Annotated in this window: 10 protein-coding genes; 7 read left to right on the top strand and 3 right to left on the bottom strand. The window is 72.9% G+C overall.

Features of this window, described 5'->3' with window-relative positions:
* The first annotated feature begins 9 nt into the window (after positions 1 to 9).
* The 7 genes from ACH4OA_RS30540 to ACH4OA_RS30510 are packed head-to-tail and all read left to right on the top strand — an operon-like array spanning position 10 to position 9,186.
* Positions 10 to 1,269 (top strand): hypothetical protein, encoded by a 1,260-nt coding sequence (locus tag ACH4OA_RS30540; protein ID WP_397972484.1) that lies wholly within the window; start codon positions 10 to 12, stop codon positions 1,267 to 1,269.
* A 2-nt stretch (positions 1,270 to 1,271) separates the two neighbouring features.
* Positions 1,272 to 3,263: a hypothetical protein gene (locus tag ACH4OA_RS30535; RefSeq protein ID WP_397972481.1), complete on the top strand. Its 1,992-nt coding sequence runs from the start codon at positions 1,272 to 1,274 to the stop codon at positions 3,261 to 3,263.
* Positions 3,260 to 4,393, top strand: coding sequence for a hypothetical protein (locus ACH4OA_RS30530; protein WP_397972479.1), 1,134 nt, complete (start codon positions 3,260 to 3,262; stop codon positions 4,391 to 4,393). Before ACH4OA_RS30535 ends, ACH4OA_RS30530 begins: the two co-directional genes overlap by 4 nt.
* 2 nt (positions 4,394 to 4,395) lie before the next feature.
* Positions 4,396 to 4,932 carry a hypothetical protein gene (locus ACH4OA_RS30525; RefSeq protein WP_397972476.1) on the top strand — a complete coding sequence of 179 codons (537 nt, stop codon included), beginning with the start codon at positions 4,396 to 4,398 and terminating at the stop codon, positions 4,930 to 4,932.
* Positions 4,929 to 6,710 (top strand): hypothetical protein, encoded by a 1,782-nt coding sequence (locus ACH4OA_RS30520; RefSeq protein ID WP_397972473.1) that lies wholly within the window; start codon positions 4,929 to 4,931, stop codon positions 6,708 to 6,710. Before ACH4OA_RS30525 ends, ACH4OA_RS30520 begins: the two co-directional genes overlap by 4 nt.
* A 5-nt stretch (positions 6,711 to 6,715) precedes the next feature.
* Positions 6,716 to 8,887: an ATP-binding protein gene (locus ACH4OA_RS30515; RefSeq protein WP_397972470.1), complete on the top strand. Its 2,172-nt coding sequence runs from the start codon at positions 6,716 to 6,718 to the stop codon at positions 8,885 to 8,887.
* Positions 8,884 to 9,186: a hypothetical protein gene (locus ACH4OA_RS30510; RefSeq protein ID WP_397972467.1), complete on the top strand. Its 303-nt coding sequence runs from the start codon at positions 8,884 to 8,886 to the stop codon at positions 9,184 to 9,186. Before ACH4OA_RS30515 ends, ACH4OA_RS30510 begins: the two co-directional genes overlap by 4 nt.
* A 29-nt stretch (positions 9,187 to 9,215) precedes the next feature.
* On the opposite strand, the gene ACH4OA_RS30505 is transcribed toward ACH4OA_RS30510, so the two are convergent.
* From ACH4OA_RS30505 to ACH4OA_RS30495, 3 genes are all read right to left on the bottom strand, one after another.
* Complete coding sequence (locus ACH4OA_RS30505; protein WP_397942728.1) at positions 9,216 to 9,875, bottom strand: hypothetical protein; 660 nt, start codon at positions 9,873 to 9,875, stop codon at positions 9,216 to 9,218.
* Positions 9,872 to 14,602, bottom strand: coding sequence for a hypothetical protein (locus tag ACH4OA_RS30500; protein ID WP_397972466.1), 4,731 nt, complete (start codon positions 14,600 to 14,602; stop codon positions 9,872 to 9,874). The genes ACH4OA_RS30505 and ACH4OA_RS30500 overlap by 4 nt, the downstream gene beginning before the upstream one ends.
* Positions 14,603 to 14,876: 274 nt before the next feature.
* A complete protein-coding gene (locus ACH4OA_RS30495) occupies positions 14,877 to 18,083 on the bottom strand; it encodes a M20/M25/M40 family metallo-hydrolase (RefSeq protein ID WP_397972463.1) in 3,207 nt (1,068 codons plus the stop codon).
* Positions 18,084 to 18,212 lie beyond the last annotated feature (129 nt).

Here is an 18,212-nt window from a genome sequence, read left to right as displayed (position 1 = left end):
GGACGGACGATGACGGAGCCAGAGACACCAGGGACACCAGGGGCGGGGGAGTTCGAGGCGCCGCCGCTGCGCAGGCTGCGGTACTTCCACGGCCAGATGCTGGGTGCCCGGGACTTCCAGCGCGAACAGGACTACTACCGCGAGAGACTGAAGCTGCGCATGCGCGGCCTCCTCGGCTACGGCGTGGTCTGCGGCCTGTTCGTGGAGCCGGTTCCGGGGCACGACGACTGTCCGCCCGGCCATGACGGGCACCCGGTGGCCGACGGGCCGGCCGCGCCGGAGGAACCCGCCGACGAGCACACGGAGGCGGAGTACGCCCGGCACCGGGCCAGGGTGCGGATCACCCCCGGCCTCGCCGTGGACAGCGACGGCAACGAGGTGGTGGTGCGCGGCGGCTGCGACATCGACTTGTGGAAGGCGCTGCCTCCCGGTGAACGGGACACCGGCACGGTCTGGGTCGGCATCCGCTACGCCGAGCGGCCCGTCGAGCCCACCCGCGCCGTCTACAACGACGCCTGCGCGGACACCTCCGACTGCGAGTTCGGCTGGACGGAGGAGTGCCACAAGGTGGTCGTCACCGGCTGCGCGCCGCCGGTGGACGAGCGCTGCGACACCTGCTGCTCGCACGGCGCGCACACCACGCTCTGGCTGGCCAGGATCGACCGCGTCGACTGGCGCCGGCCGGTGCGCCGGGACCAGATCCACCTGAACGTGCGCCGCCCGTTCGGCCGCCATGTGCCCACGGTCATCACCGGTGTCAACTGGATCCACGGACACACGTACACCATCGACGAGGCCAAGGCACTCCTCGGCACCCAGGACGAGGACGGCGGGCTCGTGGTGCGGTTCTCCGCGGGGGTGCGCACCGACTCCTTGCAGCCGGGCGTCGTGGAGATCCAGGTCATCGAGGGCGGCAGCGGACGCAACGCCTCCACCTGGTACATGGGCGGCACCTTCACCGAACCCGACGCCGAGTGCGGCGAGTTCACCCGGGAGTTCCGTTATCGCCAGACCACGCGCGAGATGCTGCAGGACGGCGACCGCGTGCTGATCACCGTCCGCGCGGCGTTCCTCCTCGACCGCTGCCGCCGCCCGGTCGACGGCACCCACGTCGGTGGACGCGTACCGGCCATCGACGCCGCCCCGGACACGCCGGCGGCGGCCCGCGGGGGCCGCGACCTCCCGCCGTCCGGCATCGGTCCCTGGACGTCCGGAACCGGGGCGGGCGGGGACGTCTTCGAGAGCTGGTTCTTCGTCAAGGAGCGCTGATCATGCGAACAGACTGCGCATGCGGCTGTGGTGGTGACGTCACCCGGTCCTCCGCCTTCGTACGGCCGCGCTTCTTCGCGGGCCAGCTGCTGACCGAGGACGACCTCGGTCTGCTGGTCGACTACACGACCGCGAAGGGCAGGCTGCACAACCGATCGCTGTACGGACCGGGGGTGATCTGCGGCCTCGGCGTGACCTGCGCCCCGTGCGGCGGCGGCACCGTCACCGTCCACCCCGGACACGCACTGGACTGCGCGGGCAACGACATCGTGGTTCCCTGCACCGAACAGGTCGACGTGGGCGCCCTGGTACGCGAACAGCGCGTCAACGCCCTCGGCGTGGACTGCGGGGAGAACTGCGACGACGAGGGCGACCGCCGCTACGGCCTCTACGTGCGCTACCAGGAGACGCCCGTCGAACCGGTGGCGCCCTACGCCACCGAGGAGCCCTGCCCGTCGCCGGGCTGTGTGCCCTCCCGGATCCAGGAGGGGTTCCGCTTCGTCGTGAGGTACGACGACTTCGAGGACCACCGCCACAACCCCGGCACCCGGTTGCTCGCGCGCATCGGCGACCTGGCCCGGGCCGACCGCGCCCGCACCCGGGACCGGCGCCTGGAGTACTACACCGACACCCTGTCCACCGCCTCGGCCGGCACCGGCCGGACGTTCCGCTTCGACGCGGCCGACGCCCAGCGGTACGCCGCGTCCCTGGCCTGGCTGCGGCAGCACGCGGGCGGTGAGGGGCCGCCGCCGGCGCCGGCCGCCCGCGAGATGACCGAGCACGTCCGCGCGCTCGCCGCCGGCGTGGCCCGCTACGACACCTACGACGCCGCCGGACAGGAGCGGCTCACGGCGCAGTACCCGGACCTCGCCATCGTCCAGGAGGCCCGCGGCGTCCTGGGCGCGGCCTGCGAGCGGCTCCGCGGAGCCGACTCGGAAGCGGCCTGGCCGGACCCGCTGCACCGCGCCCTCGCCGGTGCGGTCGTCACCGAGACCGCGGCCCGGGTGGTGCCCGAGGGGGGCGACCCGGACGCCCCGCTGGAGGTGCGCATGGTGGCCCGGGGGACACCGCTGAGCCATGCGCTGCGGGTGGCGTTCCGCGCGGACCTCGGCCTGATCAGGGGGTGGCTGCTGGCCCGGCTGGACCAGGTGGGCGAGACCGGCGACGGCCGGCTGCGCACGGAGGTCGCCGCCGTCGACGTACCGCCGCTGCTGCCGGCCCCGCCGCCGGACAGCACGGAGAAGGCGGCCATCGCCGAGGTGCAGCGGATCGCCGAGGCGGCGGCGGCACTCACGGCCGCGCTGCGGCGCTTCCTGACCGACGCGGCGTGCGCCACCCTCGGCCCGCCGTGCGGCGACTGCACCGACACCGACGTGCTCCTCGCCGAGCTGGAGCTGGACGGCTGCGACGTCGTACGGGTGTGCTCCGGGACCCGCGAGCAGGTGCTGCCGGGGGGAGGGGCGTACGGCGAGTGGCTGCCCAAGCTCTACCGGCTGCGCGAACTGGCCGAGCGGGTCTGCCGCGCGCCCCTGCCGCGCGCCGAGAAGCCGGCGTTCCCGCCGCAGGGCGACATCGTGCGCCCCTACGCGGCAGGGCTGCTCGGTGACTGGCCGCGCAGCGGGGACCTGGAGGAGATGCTCTCCCTGCTGCTCACCCCGGCACCCGGCGAGACACCGCCCAAGGCGCTGCACGAACAGGTCTACACCACTCCCGGCGAAGTGACCGACAGCATCCGGGAGTTGTCCATACTCCGCACCCAAGTGGCGGAACTCACGGCGTCCCTGGAGGGGCTCCGCGCCCAACTGGGCACCGCGCGGAGCGAGGTCGGCCGGCTGAGTGAGCGGGTCCCGGACGACCTCGGGGACCGCCTCGCGCACCTGGAGGGGAGTGCCGACGAGCCCTCCGGCGAGTCCACCGGCCCGGAGGGGCCCGCCAAGCCGCCGGCCCGGCGCACCCGCCCCTCCCGTAGCCCGAAGTCCGGGGAGACGCCGTGACGGGCCCGCTGCGCCCCGCCTTCCACGAGGGCCAGGTGCTGGCCGCCGCGGACCTGTCGGCCACGGTGGAGTACGCGCGCGGCACGTCCGGCCGGCACGCGCGCCATCTGCACGACTGGGGCATCGCCGAGGGACTCGGCCTGGTCACCGGGGGCCGCACCGACCCGCTCACCCACGCCCGCTACGTCGAGGTGAGCGTGGCGCCGGGCATCGCCGTCGACGGCACCGGCCGCGAAGTGGTCCTCACCGAGCCGGTCGTGCTGCGCGAGAGCGACTTCGAGGAGGTCAACGGGACCGACCAGCCGACGGACGAGCCCTATCCGGTCTTCCTCACCACGGCCGACCGGGAACCCGCCCGGGCACCCGGGCCCGTCGGGTGCGCCGGCGGCGCGCCCGAGGCGCGCGTGGAGGAGTCGTACCAGATCCTCTTCGGGCGCCTCGGTGACGAGCGGCTGGCCGACGAGCAGCGCCCGCCCGCGATCGGCGCCCCGCCGGCCGCCCCGCCCGTCCGCTGGCTCGTCCTGCTCGGCTACGTCCGCTGGACGGACGGCCACTTCAGCGGGGTGGAGGCCAGGGCGCGCGGCGTCGGGGTGCGCTTCGCCGGGGTACGCGCGGACACGGTCTCGGCCGCGTCGGGCGCGCTGACCCTGCGCACCGGCCCGACCGCCCAGGAGGGCAAGCCCGCGCTCGTCCTGTCCGGGGGAGACCAGCCGAGCCTGGTCTTCGGCCTCTACCGGGGCAGCGGTACGGTCGCCCCGCTGATGACCCTCGCGGCCAACGGCAACCTCACCATCGAGGGCAGCTTCAGCGGCCGGATGCCGGTCGGCAGCACCCTGGTGACGTCCGGGACGGCCACCGACGGGATGCTGCTCCCGCTGCCGTCCGGCATCGCCCCGGAGCAGATCGCCGACGGCCGGGTCGTGATCCATGTGCACCTCACCCCGCGCATACCGCCGACGGCCACCAGGACCACGCTGGTCACCGCGGTGGAGGCCGCCGTGGACGGCGACCGCCGGGTCAGGTGCCGGACACGGTCGGCCGATGTCGCGCTGGCCAAGGTCGTCGAACGGCCCGGGGCCGTCGACTTCCTCGTCCTGGCGACGATCGTGGCAACGAACGGAGGCGGCTGACGATGGCTCTCACCGTGGTGTACACGGCCGGCACCGGCCATGTGGTGGGCGCGCTGGCCCTGACCGGCGCCGCCGCCCCGGCCGATGTGGCCGCGCTCGTCGGACGCGCGCTGCCGATGCGCGTGTTTCTCGACGACGGCAGCGTCGCCGCCCTGCCGCTGGACGCCAGGGACCTCGCCGTGGCGGCCGTGGACGACGAACCGGGGGCCCTCGCCGACCCCTTGGCGTTCGGAGTCGAACTGGGTCCCGAGGGCAGGCCCGAACCCACGCTGGTGCGCCTGGCCGCCTGGACCGGCGGCGCCGGTGTCGCGCTGTCGGCGACCGGGCTCACCGTCACCGTGCAGGTCGCGCAGGCCCGGCCCGCCAAGGTGGTCGCCCTGGTCTCCGACGACCAGGACACCCATGTGCTCGCCGGGGAGATCCCCGCGCAGCGATCCCAGGTGACCCTGCCGGTGACCCTCGGCCCCGGCGGCAAGCACGGCGTCCTGGTGCTGGTGGCCGGCTGGGCGGGCCGCCTGGAGGAGGCGAAGGTGACGTGACCGCGCCCACCGCACCCCTCGACGCGGAGGCCGGTGAGATCGCCGTACACCGGTGCACGGTGACCGTGGTCCGGCGCGGCGGGTGGAGCTGGGGGCCGGACCCGCGCGGCCTGGTGCGGCAGGTGATCGACGCAGTTCCGGAACTGCTGGCGGACCACTTCGCCGGGCAACTGGCCGGCGACGGCCCGGACGTGGAGATCACCGAGCCGGTGACCGTCACCGTCCGGATGGGCCGGACCGGGACCGCCTGGCCCGGCCCGTCCCGCGCGCCCGCCGAGATCCACTTCGCGCCCGCCGTGATGACCGAGGCCCCCGGCGAAGCACCGGACGCCCTGTCGTTCGAGGAGTCCTTCCGCGCCGAGGCGGCCGTCCGGGACACGCCCTCGGCCGCCGCGCTCTTCGGTGAACTCGCCGAACGGGGTGAACTGGACGCGCTTCTCGCGCTGTTGCCCGCAAGGTCGCTCCAGGTGTACGCACTGGCCCTGCTCGGCGACGACGACACGCTGGCCGCCCGGCTCCTTACGGAACTCGCCGTGCGCGCCCGCCCCGGCGGGCCGGCCGATCCGCTGCCCGAGCCGCTGCGCACCGGGGCCGCGGACGCCGGCGCCGCGGCCCTGTCCGGGCTCCTCGCCGAGTACGTGACCTCCGCGCGGCCTGACGGGGTGGCCCGGCTGCTGCGGTCCCCGGCACCGGAGCACGACGAGCCGGCCGAGGACGACCGGACGGCCGGGGAACCGCCTCCGCGAGCGGCGCCGGGTGCCGTCACGGTCCCCGCCGCCGGGGAGGTGCGCGTGCGGTCCGTGCTGCCGTTCCTGCTCGCCGGACCCCTGGCCCGCATCGGCTACCTCGACGCGGTCGGCCCCGCACTGGCCGGTGTCGAACTCATCCGGGACGCACCGCTGTTCGCCGCGGCCCTCGCCTACAAGGTGCTGGGCGTGACCGCACGCGGCTGGCGCCGCCACGAAGCGGACCGCGAGACCGCCGCCGCCTTCGCCGGACTCCAACCGCCCGTCCCCGAGGAGCGGCTGACCGCGTTCGCGCGCACCGTGGGACCCGCGCTCCCGGTGCTCGACGGCATCCTGGCGCTCTCGGTGTGCCGCGGCCACGACCCCGCCGACCCGCTCCTGCTCACCGGGACCGACGACGGACTCCTCCTGGCCGACGCCCAGGGCATGTTCCCGATCGCCTGGGCGGCGGACCCCGCGGCGCTGCTCCCGCACTGGCGGGCGTGCGGACGGCCGCCCGTGCTGGTCTGCGGAGGCAGCCTCCCCCACGGCTCGCTGCGCGAACTGGACCGCGCGGGCGTCGCGTTTCTCACCTCCGTACGGCCCCTGCGCGGCGACCCCGTCACCCGGCTGCCCTGGCGCACGCCCCTGTGGACGGGCGCCGCACGGCGGCTGGCGGACCCGCACCTCGCCACCGGACTGCCCGGCCACACCGACCGGTTCGCGGACCTGGTCACCGCCCTGGTGACCGAGCGGCGGGCCGTACCGCTCGCCCGGGACGGCGCACTGGAGCGCTCCGTCACCCTCGCCGCCGCCCTGGGCCTGGCCACCATGGCCTGGACACTCTGGCGTGACCGCGAGATCCCCGATCCGCTGTCGGCCCTGCACCGCTTCGCCGACCTGGAGGCCACCGTACGGTTCGAGCCGGCCGCCGTCCGGGTGCGCGTTCCGATGGGGCGGCGCCACGCGGACCTGCTGCGCGGTGGACTGCTCGCCGACGTGCCCGGCGTGGACTGGCTGGGCGGCCGGGCCCTGACCTTCTCGGGAGGCTGACCCGCATGGGCGAACCGGCACTGGAACACCTGCGGATCCGCCTCGCGGACATCCACCGGGCACTGCGCGCCGCCGTCGGACGGCAGGCGCGGATCGCGGCCCGGCTCACCCGGCCGGACCTCACGCCGTACTGCGTCACCGACGAACAGGCCGATGTGCTGCTCGGCGAGGTGGGCGCCTTCACCGACGCGATGGCCGAGCCGTACGCCCCCCGACGGCCCGAGCCGGACGGCGAACGGGAGCTGAGGCGGAAGGCGTCGGCCGAGGGCCGGACCCTCCCGCTGGACGCGCTCGCCACCCGGTTCGGCCTGTCGCGCGCCGAACAGGACGCGCTGCTCCTGGTGGCCGCGCCCGAACTGGACCGTGGCTACGAGCGGATCTACGCCTACATCGTGGACAACCTGAACCGCCGGCTGCCCAGCGTGGAACTGCTGCTCACGGTGGGCGCGTTGAGTGGATCAGGCGCCGGCTCCGACGCCGGCTCCGAAGGACCGGAGGGAGCGGCCGGGTCGCCGGCCCCGGCCGCCCGCCTCGCCCTGCGCCGCTCACTCGGGCCGGCCGGGCCGCTGCGCCGGTACGGACTGGTGCGTACGCACGGAGAGGCCGCGGTCGAGCTGGCCCAGGAACTCCTCCTGGGCCCGGGGGTGCTGGACTTCCTGCTGGGCTGGGGCACGGACGTCGGACTGCTCGGCCACGACCCCGGCGAGGTCGTGCCGCCCGGCCCGCAGGAGCTGCCCCCGCATCTGGCCTCGGAGCGGCTCACCCGCCTCGGCCGGGCGCTGGGCGCGGGCGGCATCGACCTGGCCGGGCTGTGGGGCTGCCCGCCCGACGACCAGCTCGATGCCGCACAGGCCCTGGCCCGGGCGGCCGGAGCGCCGCTGCGGACCCTCACCACCGACCCCGAGGCCGATCTGCGCACGGCCGCCGCGCTGGGCGCGGTGCTGTGGATCCCCACCGACGACCTGCACCGCGAGCCGCAACGGCAGGGCCACGCCGACATCGTCGCCGCCGTGCTGCTCCGCTCCCGCGCGCCGGTGTGCCTCACCGGTCTCAAGCCCTGGCGTCCGGCGGCCCTGCTCGCGGCCCGCGCCTACGCCGAACTCACCGTCCCCGTCCCGGGGTTCACCGACCGGCGGGCGATGTGGTCGGCGGCACTGCCGTCCCTGGACGGCAGCCTCCTGGAGGACCTGGCCGTCCGGTACCGCATGAGCGGCGGCGAGCTGCGCGCCGTGGCGTCGGTCGCGGACGCGGGGGCCCGCCTGGCGGGCAACGGACGGCCCGGACCGGTCGCCGACCACGTCGAACCCGCCATCGCCACCGTCACCCGCGGGCGCGGCGGAAGCGCCGTACAGGCGATCGTGCCCCGGCGCACCGTGGACGACCTGGTCCTGCCCCCCGTCCAGTTCCACCAGATCATGGAGATCGTCTCGGCCTTCCGCGCCTGGCCCCGGATCGCCGAGACCTGGGGCTTCGCCCGCCGCTCGGCGCACGGCGGGGTCAAGGCGCTGTTCACCGGGGAGCCGGGCACCGGCAAGACCCTGTCCGCCGAGATCATCAGCGGCATGCTCGGCCTGGAACTGCTCAAGGTGGACCTCGCGCAGGTCGTCTCCAAGTGGGTGGGGGAGACGGAGAAGAACATGGAGACCGCCTTCCGCCAGGCCGAGGAGAGCCACGCGGTGCTGCTCTTCGACGAGGCCGACGCCCTGTTCGGCAAGCGCGGCGAGGTCAAGCACGGCACCGACCGGTACGCCAACATGGAGGTCGGCTATCTGCTGCAGCGCCTGGAGGCCAGCGACGGCCTGGTGCTCCTCACCAGCAACCTCAAGGACAACATCGACCCGGCGTTCACCCGGCGCTTCCACTTCGTCGTCCACTTCCCCCGCCCGGGCGTGGCCGAGCGGCGCAGGCTGTGGCGCCTCGCCTTCCCCGAGCAGGCCCCGCTCGCCGCGGACGTGGACCTGGACGCGCTGGCCCGCCTGGACATGACCGGCGCCGCCATCACGGCGGCGGCCCGCACGGCCGCGCTCGCCGCGGCGGACGGCGGCGGCGCGATCGCCATGCGGCATGTGGTACTCGGGGTCGCCCGCCAGTTCCAGCGCGAGGCCCGCCTGCTCCGCCCGACGGAACTGGGCCCCCACGCCCGACTGCTCGACCTCGACGACGCCTCCCGGGAGTGACACCGACGCTGCCCGCCGAACCCCCGCTCTCCCTGCGCCGCCTGGCGGCACCGGTGCCGCCGGCGCGCGCCCAGGAGATCGCGCCGTCCGCCCATCAGGGGCCGGCCGGCCCGGTTCCGGTGAGCGACGCGGCACTGGCCCACAGCACACACGCGCCGGCCAAGACGCCGTCTGCCGCCACCCAGGACCAGCTCGGCAACGCCATCGTGGCCGGAGCGGCGACGCAGACGGGCCCTGTCGCCCCTGTGCCGGTCGTCATGGCAGCGGCGCCGGAACGCCAGGGTATCCAGGGCGCTTGAACCGGCCCCGGGAAACGCCTTCAAGGGCCTTACCGGCGCCCGGCCGCCGCCTTGCGCCGCAGTTCCTCGACCAGTTCCAGCGAAGCGCGGGCCGATGTGACCTCACCCCCGGAGACCGAGCCCGCGCCCCGGTTCCACGGGCTTTCCCACTCCTGCTCCAACGAGCGGAGAGATGAGGAGTGTTCCTCGTACAGCACCGCGAGCATGGACTCGCCGCAGCGTACCGCCGCGCCTTCACGAACGTCCGTGGTGGGATAGGCGCCCGCGTCGAGGGAGAAGACCGTGGGGCGGCCCGCCCGGAGTTCCGCTAGCCGGTAGCAGATGATGCGGTCGTCGTCCGCGGCGTCGGCAGCGGGAATCTGGAGGAGCGGGACCAGGTCGGGGTCGCGGGCCAGGATGAGCGCCTCGGCGTCGGCCATGGGGTCGGGTGTGTCCGTCGGGCCGCCCCGGTCGAGCGGGATGGCCAGTTGCCAGGGCTGGTTGGTGAAGTACGCCAGCAGATTCAGTGACCACAGCCCGGCGTCGACGACGACGAAGAGCTCCTCGGGAAACGCGACGCCGTAGCATTCGCGGAGCACCTCACGGTGCCCGAGTCCGCTCCCGTACAGCGCCCGTGCCAGCCGCGCCATGGACGCGTAGTGGCCGCGTGACGCCTCTGCCCGCAGTCGGCGGATATCCTCCGGGGTCATTGCCCGCCTCCTCGGTTCCTCTCCGCGAAGGCACTCATGATGTCATCGAGTACCTTGCGCAGGCGCGTCCAGAGGTCTTCGAGCTGTGGGGCGGTGAGTGCCGAGATGACCTCCCTGGCGATGGCGTCCGCCCTCTCGACGGCCTGCTTGAGGTGCTCGTCGTCGCGCACGGCCATCGAGTCGAGGAGTCCGTTGACATCCCGGCCGAGCCGCTGCAACTCACCTTGGATCCTGTCACTCCCCTCGGTCAGTCCAGGGTTGTCGGCCATCAGCAGGATGACGTTCTCGACGTGCTCGAAGGTCTTCTTCCGCAGCGTGCGCTGGAACCTCTCCGTCGCCTTGTCCTGTGCCGCTACGCGCTGGGACAGAATCGGGTTGCTGTGCAGGAGTTCCCTCGTCAGGTTATGGGCACTGGCGGTCGTCTGCGATTGGAGGATGACCGCGTACGCCCGGTGACTGACGCGGATACGGCTGGTCAGCTCCTTGTCCGGCAGGCTCCCCCTCTTCCGCATCTTCCCCTCGCTGGCCAGTTCGACGGCCCTCGGCCGTACGGCCAAGGCTCGGTCCTCGTTCTCCGGCAGCGGGCTGGTGCCGGTGCTCGCCTCCGGCGCGTAGGCCACGGCGAAATCCGTGCCGAACAGCTCCATCAGCCGGATGCGCAGCATGCGGCCCTCCGCGCCACGGAGCCCGAAGAGCTGTCCCTGGACGGCCAGCAGGCCGCGGGCCCGGGCGTCCTGGAAGACGCCGCCGGCGCCTTTCGCGTCCCACGCTTTGATGAGCATGTTCGGCTCGGTCGGATAGAGCATCTCCGGGTGTTCCTCGGTGATGGCCTTCCGGATGGCCCGGTCCAATTCGTTGGAAAGGAGCGTCATCTGCCGCATGTGCGGATGGTCCTTCTCACCCCACTTGAAGCCCTCGAAGTGGTAGCCGCCGATCGTGAGCAGGGGGTGCCGCTTCATGGAGTCGAGTACTTGCTGGTACGCGCGGAGGACACCCACCCCGCTGGCGGCGGCGACCCCGGTGTCGGCGTCCTGGCTGACGATGTGGACCCGGGTGTTGGCGGCCTTGAGGATGCGCACGGCCTGTTCGGTGAAGGAGTGCCCGAGCACCTCTCCGCGAAAGACGCCGTAGGGCAGTTTCCCGTCGCGCCACCCGGATTCGTTGGCGGCGATGGCGGCTTCCTGCTCGCGGTGAGACAACTGTGCGTAGGCATGACGTACCTCGGAGAGCGCGACTTCGCGGCCCTCGCGATGCATCCACCGGGGTGTCCAGAGGAATCCGAACACCCCCAGGAGCTGCCCGTCCTTTGGTGCGATCCGGTCCATCGCGGCCAGGATGCCGGCCTTGCCGCCGGCCTTGCCGCTGTTGCGGTCGAGTCGTTCGAAGGTGTTGATGCCGATGACGACCGCAACCCTGGTCAGCGCCATGGCCTCCGCGCTGTTCCCTTCGGAGTCCTGCCAAGCCTCGTCGAGGTAGCGGGAGGCCACATCCGCTGTGATCTCGCCCGGTGTAGCGGCCATGTTCACGACGAAGCCGACGGTGGAATCCGCGCCGCGCATCGGCACGGTGATCTTCCGGAGCTTCTTGATCACACGGGAGAGCGGGGTGGTCTCTACCCTCCCGCCATCTGGAGCGATCTTTTTGATCTCGTACGGGAACTTCTCCCCGAGGTCCTCGGGCCGGGTTCTGGCAGTGGGGTTGATCGCCAGATCGATGTGGTACTTCTCCTTCGTCTCCCGAACCAGCTTGATCCGGGTCAGCCCGTGCCGTTTCCTGATCGCTGGAAGGCCGCGTCGCACGGTCTTCACCGTGGCGCCCTCCTCCCCGAGGAGGCGGGTGGCGTCACGGACGGCAGCGTCCAGGGCGCGCTGCTTCGCCGCCTCGGACCGTTCGTCGGGTCGTTTCCGCCTGCGGTCCGGTCGCCTCCCGCGCCGGGGCCTTCGACGGTCGTCGCGGCGCTTGCGGCGCCGGCCCGGCCCGCGTCCGCGGGGCCGCCCGGGCCTGTCCCGTTCCGGCCCGCGCTTCTTCGGGTTCTTCCTGTCGAAGGCCGGCTTGAGCCTGGCCCACAGCTTCTTCACCAGGCCGACGATCTTGTCGATGACCCAGTCGACCGCCTTGTCGACCGGGGCGGACAACCGCTGGACGATCGTGCGGACCCGGCCGGCGATGCCGCCGACGCCCAGGACGGCGGCGAGGACGCCGAGCAGGACGGGGATGGAGCGGGCCAGGGCGCGTTCGATCAGGGCGGGGACGCCGCCGGTGCCGCCTCGGGCGATGGCGATGACCGCGTCCAGTACCGCGTTGACGAACTCGAAGATCTGGCGGGCCTGGGTGACGATGAACCGGACGAAGTCGATGATCAGCTTGACGGCCCGGACGAACGCGGATGCCGGGTTGAGCAGCGAGATCACCCACATGATCCCGGCGACCACGAGGGTGGGCGTGACATAGGCGATGACGTGGTCGAGGAGCTGTTTGCGCAGGTCGCCGACGCGCGTCTGCAGGTCCTCCCACATCGCCGCCACGCCTCGTCTGCGGACCTCCGCGAGCAGTGGGACCGCTGTCTCGGCCGCGGCGACGGCTGGTTCGGGGACCTTGCGGGTGATGCGGGCGCGGATGTTCTGCCAGGTCAGGCCGAGCAGGCCGGCGAGCATCTTCACCACGCCCTGGGTGTCGAACGTGGCGGGCAGCGCGATGCCGGCCTCGGCGGTCTTGCCCAGCAGCCAGGACAGGATGCCCTGTTGCAGGTGGCGGCCGATGTTCGCCAGGAACTGCCGCAGGCCGGCGCCGACGGCGGAGACCAGGTTGCGCAGGAAACCGATGGGGTCCTTGAGGATCAGCATGACTGCCTGGGCGGCCTTGGCGAGGACCGCCAGCAGCAGCCGCTTGAGTTCCAGGATGGTGTCGACGACGGCCTTGACCGCGTCGACGGCCTTGGCGACCAGGCCCTTGTTCTTCTCCTTCTCCGCGGCGACCTCGTCGTCGACGGCTTTGAGGGCTTCGGTGTACTTGGTAGCCAGGGTGTCGACCAGTTCGGTGCCCTTGTCGTCAACGGTCTGGGTGAGTGCGTCGAACTTGTCGGTGAACTCGGCCGCCGCCTGCCGGCCCAGGGCCCGCAGATCGTCCGGGAGTCTGCGCACCGCGTCCCGCATCTCGGTGCGGCCCTGGGCGATACGCGCCTTGGCCCGGTTCAGTTCCGTGCCGATGGTGCCGGCGATCTCGGAGATCACCTGCCGCATCCGGCGTACGTAGGCGTCGCGGGCCGTCTCGAAGATCCTGTCGGCCTCGGCGGGCAGACCGGCGAACGCGTCCCGCAGCCAGCGCAGTTTGCCCGTCGCGCCCGAGTACCGGCGGTCCTTGTACTCGTCCATCTTCTGCCGGTGCTCGGCGGTGAACGCGTCCCTGGCCGCCTTCTCACCCCGGGTGAACTGCTCGTCGACGAGTGTGTCGAGGCCGCCGAGGATGGCTTCGACGTCCTTCTTCATCGTGTCGAACACGCCCTGCAGAAGTGCTGTGACCTGGGCGCGTTTCTCCTCGTCCCGGCTCTTGGCGCCGCTCTTGCCCGTATGGATCTGCTGCCCGGTACGCACACGCTGGGCGCCCATCGCGCCCAGCGCGGCCGCACCCAGGCGGCTGGCCTGCGCGGTGGAGGAGTGCAGCTGGGCCGTCTCGTGCGCGCGCAGCCGTGCGGGGGTGGTGTGGGAGTGCTGTTCGGCGGACTTCTTCTCGCCCAGGGCATGGGTGAAGGCGGGTTCGTTGGACGTGCGCAGCTGTGTCTCGGTGACCTGGGCGGCGGCCATCCGCCGGTTCACCTGGGCGGGTCCGGCCGACAGGTCGGTGGCCGACGGCGGCAGCCTGTCGGGGACGGCCTGGGCGGCATCCGGCGCGGGCGGGGTGCCGGGGGGCCGGTCCGGGCTCATCGGCACGACCTTCTTGGGCACGGCCGCCGACGTGTCCGGCGGGGCGGCGGTCGTGGTGGCGATCTGCTCCGCCGAGTCCGACCTGCCTTCGCCGACCTTGCCGTGCACCTCGGCGCGGACCTCGCCGGCCTTGCCGGAGCCGGCGAACTTGTCCGCCTCGTCGAGGTTCTTCGGGGCCTTGTCCGCGATGGCCTTCTCCACCGCCCTGATGAACGCCTCCTTGTCGAACTCCTTGGGCTTGGCCTCGTTCATCTTCTCGGCGTTGGCCGTCTTGCCCTGCGCCTCCGCGTCGTCCTTGGGCGGCACCGACGCCTCCTGCGCCGAGGTCGCCTCGGCACGCGGGGGCGGGTGCGAGGCGGCCAGCGCCCGCTTCTTGTGCTGTACGTCCTTCTTCAGCGACACGAACTTCGGATCCGCCTCGGGACCCGGCCGGGCCTTCACCTGGGCCCCGGCACCAGGAGCGGCCTCCGCCTCCGGTACGGCACCGGAAACCGCCTGTGCCTCCGTATGCCGACCCGGTGGTGCGACGGCGGTCGCCTCCGGTCCGGCACCCGTCCCGGCGCGGCCGGCCGCCGCGACGGCGCCGTTGCCGAGCATGTCCTGCGCGGCGAGCGGCGGCCGCCCCGGCAAGGGCGGTGGTGCCGTCACCGGCCCGGCCGCGCCCGCCAGGGCGGCCGTCACCGCCGCGTTCGACGGGGCGTGCACCGGGGACGACGCGGAACCGGCCGCTTGCGGCCGCTGCTTCGCCGGCGCGGACACCACTGCCGGTGCCGTCGGCCGTACCGCGAGAGCCCTCGGCACTGGCATCGGACGCGATCCCTCCCCAACAGGCCGGTGGTGCCAGGCGCCCGGCGCCTCAGGGACACCCCGGCGCAGTGTGCCCGCACGGGCGTGACGGGCCCGTCACCTCCGCGTCCTCCGCAGCGTCTCCGCGCGCCACGCCGGGCAAGGTGGCTTGCGGAGGCTGTTCCGCACGTGATCGCGTCGCGTATGGCGGGGCCCCGGCCGGCCCCCGTTCCGCGAGGGCCGGCCGGGGCCGGTATGTGCGGGTGTGCGGTTGCGTCCCGCCGGGTGGCGACCGTCAGACGCGTTCCCACAGGGCGGGGACGTTCGGCGGCTCCCAGCCCGGGTAGGCGGTGTGGCCCTGGAGGCACCGGTAGCTGACGCCGTCGTAGGTCACGACGTCACCGGCCGCGTAGGTGGCGCCCAGCTGCCAGGTGGTGTCGCCGCTGCCGCCGGACACGGTGAGGGTGTAGGTGGTGGTGTGGCTGACCTCCCCCGTTCCCGTGATGGTGAGGGTGTACGTGCCGCCGGCCGTGCCCGCGGCGACCTGCACGGTGGCGGTCGAGGACTGGCCGGAGGTCACCGAGGACGGGCTGAACGACACGCTCACGCCCTCCGGGGCGCCGGACGCCGACAGCCTGACGCTCTGGGCGTTTCCGCTGGTGGTGGCGGTGGATATGGTCACCGTGGCGGACGAGCCGGGCGAGACCGTGCCGGTGGCGGGGTTGGCGGAGACCGAGAAGTCGTCGGCCGGTGCGGGTGCGTCACCGACGGCGGTCTTCCAGATCGTGTACGCGATGCCGTCCGCGCTGCGGTTCAGCGCGGTGGCGTTGATGTTGCCGGTGGTGTCGCAGGCGGAGTGGTAGCACGAGTCGTAGGCACGGCCCGCGGTGCCGCCCCACTTGGCGGCCTCGGCGGCGGACTTCACGTCCGAGGCGCCGGTGGCGTAGCCGGAGGTGGGGATGCCCACCTGCTGGAAGGAGTAGTCGTCGGAGCGGCCCTGGCCCTCGACGTTCTCCTGCGGGGCCAGGCCCAGGGAGTCCCAGTAGGCCTTCATCGGCGCCGCGGCGGCCGAGTTCAGGTTGTTGACGAAGTAACCCGCGTTGGTCGAGGCGACCATGTCGAAGTTGTAGTACGCCTTGATCCGGGCGCGTTCGGTGGTGGAGAGCGAACGGGCGTAGAAGCCGGAGCCCTTCATGCCCTGCTCCTCGTCGGTCCACCAGGCGAAGCGGATCCGGTTCTTCATGGTGGGGTGGGACTGGGCCAGGGTCAGCGCGGTCTCCAGGAGCGCGGCGGAGCCGGAGCCGTTGTCGTTGATGCCGGGCCCGGCAGCCACGCTGTCGAGGTGTGCGCCGAACATGTAGACGTTGTCCGCGTCGCCCTGCGGCCACTCGGCGACCAGGTTGTTGCCCGCTCCCGCGGTGCAGCCGGAGGTGCAGCTCTGCTCGGTGACCGTGTAGCCCGCCGTCTGGAGCCGGTCCTTGACGTAGGCGAGCGAGGCCCGGTAACCGGCCGTCGTGGCACGGCGGTTGCCGCCGTTCTGCGAGGCGATGGTGTTCAGCTGGGTCAGGTGGGCCTGCACCTTGGCCACGTCGACGTCCGGCGGGGTGGACGGGTTGCCGCCGTCACCGCCGCCCACCCTCAGCGCGTACTGGGCGGTGTGGGTCCTGGTGCCGGCCGTGCCCGTGACCGTGATCTGGTAGGTTCCGGCGGCCGTGGCCGACGAGGTGGAGACCGTCATCGTGGAGCTGCTGCCGGAGGTGACCGTCGCCGGGCTGAAGGAGACGTTCACCCCGGCCGGCGCGCCGGAAGCGGTCAGCGAGACCTGCTGCGCGCTGCCGGAGACGGTGCTGGTGTTGACGGTGGCGCGCGCCGAGGAGCCCGCGTTGACGTCACCCGAGGCGGGGCTGAGCCCCAGCGAGAAGTCGGTCTGCTCCCCTGTGCAGACCGGATCGCCGGTCTGCGCGGTCACGCTGATCGCGTCCCAGGCGGCCTTGGTGGAGTTGAACAGCGAGCAACTGGCATCGAGGTTCTTCGCCGTGGTGAGGGTGGCGGTGCGGTAGCGCTTGTACGTCATGCCGCTGGTCTTGAGCAGCATGCCGCCGTAGAAGATCTTGCCCGCGTTCTGGATGCCGACGCCGCTGACGGTGGAGTTGTTGCAGGTCGGGCTGGAGGGCTTCCCGCCGCCGGGGTTGGAGCCCTCGGCCAGCAGGTAGAACCAGTGGTTGAGCGGGCCGGCCGCCGCGTGCTCCTCGGTCTGCGGGATCGACGCGGAGTAGCAGTTGGGGTTGTTGCCGACCTGACTGGGGTTGTACATGTTGCGGATCGGGCCGCGGCCCTGGAGGTTGATCATCTCACCGACGGTGTAGTCGGGAGTGTCGTACGGCGCCGGCTCGTTGGCGTATGCCTCGGTCAGGGCGCCCATGATGTCGCCGGTCGCCTCGCCCAGTCCGCTCTCGTGGTTGGCGCCGCCGGGGGTGAAGGAGTCCAGGCCGTGGCCGAACTCGTGGCCCACCACGTCGATTCCGGCGATCCACTCGTTGGCGCTGTTGTGACCGATGGTGATGGTGGAACCGTCCCAGTACGCGTTCAGCTCGTTGAGGCCGACGCGGACCGGCCAGCTGCCGCCGTTGCCGTCGTGCCCGTTGCGGCCGAGCCAGTTCTTGAGCATGTCCGATTCCTTCTGCGCGGCGAACATCGCGTCCACGCAGCCGGTTTCCTTGCTCGTGGGGTTGCCGGTGCCCCAGTTGTCGGTCGCCTTGGTGAACAGGCCGCCGCTGTAGTCCGAACACTGCAGTCCAGGCCGGGTGGTGTCGCGCAGCACGTAGGAGGAGCCCGACCGGGAGGTGTCGATGGTCAGCGGGTTCGGGCCGTTCCACTTGCTGGTGCCGCTGCCCGCCCGCACGTCGTCGTAGCTGTCGACGACCTTTCCGGTGCGCGCGTCGACGAAGACGTGCAGCCGGCTGGGGACGTTCGCCTTGGTGTATCCGGTCAGCACGGTCTCCCAGGCGAGGGTGGCGCGGTCGCCCTCGACCCGCACCACCAGCCGCCGGGAGTCGACCTTCTCGGTCTTCGCGAGTCCGGCCCGGCTGGTGCGGACCGCCTGTGCGGCGGTGACCCGCGCCTTGGTGGAGACCGCGATCCTGGCCTTGGTGGCGGACTGGACCGAGCGGACCCGGCCGCCGCCGTCGGCGAGGACGACCACGTCGCCGCCCACCACGGGCAGGCCCCGGTAGGTGCGCTCGTAGGCGACGGAGTACAGGCCCTTGACCCAGGGGGTGACCTGCCGCCGGTCGTACTGCTCCTCGGGCCCCTTGGCCAGCGCGTCGAGGCCGCTGCGTGCCGCCTGGTCGGCGGCTGCGACGGCTCTGGCGACGGGGGTCGGTTCCGGCTTGCCCGCCGGGGGCGCGACGTGGGGCGCGGCCGAGGCGAAGGCGGCCGGCATCACCACCCCTCCCAGCGTCAGGGCCAGGGATGTCCCGGCCACCGCCAGCTTTCTCAGCATCGTTGCTCCTTGTGAGAGGTCGTGAGGCACACCCGGCACCCGAATAGGCATGCGCATGCCAACCGGTTCGCCGGAGTCCGCGGTACGTCGGTGTCTCCGCCCGCCCGGGCCGGGGTGGCATGCCACCCC

This window comes from Streptomyces sp. NPDC017095 (genome assembly GCF_044332325.1).
Classification (GTDB): Bacteria; Actinomycetota; Actinomycetes; order Streptomycetales; family Streptomycetaceae; genus Streptomyces.
The sequence above is the reverse complement of the archived record's forward strand: the minus strand, read 5'-3'. Positions and strand labels throughout refer to the sequence as shown.

What these genes read in the sequence shown, in the direction of transcription:
- ACH4OA_RS30500 (WP_397972466.1), bottom strand. Translation starts at nt 14,602, where the DNA reads ATGCCAGTGCCGAGGGCTCTCGCGGTACGGCCGACGGCACCGGCAGTG.
- ACH4OA_RS30540 (WP_397972484.1), top strand. Translation starts at nt 10, where the DNA reads ATGACGGAGCCAGAGACACCAGGGACACCAGGGGCGGGGGAGTTCGAG.
- ACH4OA_RS30505 (WP_397942728.1), bottom strand. Translation starts at nt 9,875, where the DNA reads ATGACCCCGGAGGATATCCGCCGACTGCGGGCAGAGGCGTCACGCGGC.
- ACH4OA_RS30535 (WP_397972481.1), top strand. Translation starts at nt 1,272, where the DNA reads ATGCGAACAGACTGCGCATGCGGCTGTGGTGGTGACGTCACCCGGTCC.
- ACH4OA_RS30495 (WP_397972463.1), bottom strand. Translation starts at nt 18,083, where the DNA reads ATGCTGAGAAAGCTGGCGGTGGCCGGGACATCCCTGGCCCTGACGCTG.
- ACH4OA_RS30525 (WP_397972476.1), top strand. Translation starts at nt 4,396, where the DNA reads ATGGCTCTCACCGTGGTGTACACGGCCGGCACCGGCCATGTGGTGGGC.
- ACH4OA_RS30515 (WP_397972470.1), top strand. Translation starts at nt 6,716, where the DNA reads ATGGGCGAACCGGCACTGGAACACCTGCGGATCCGCCTCGCGGACATC.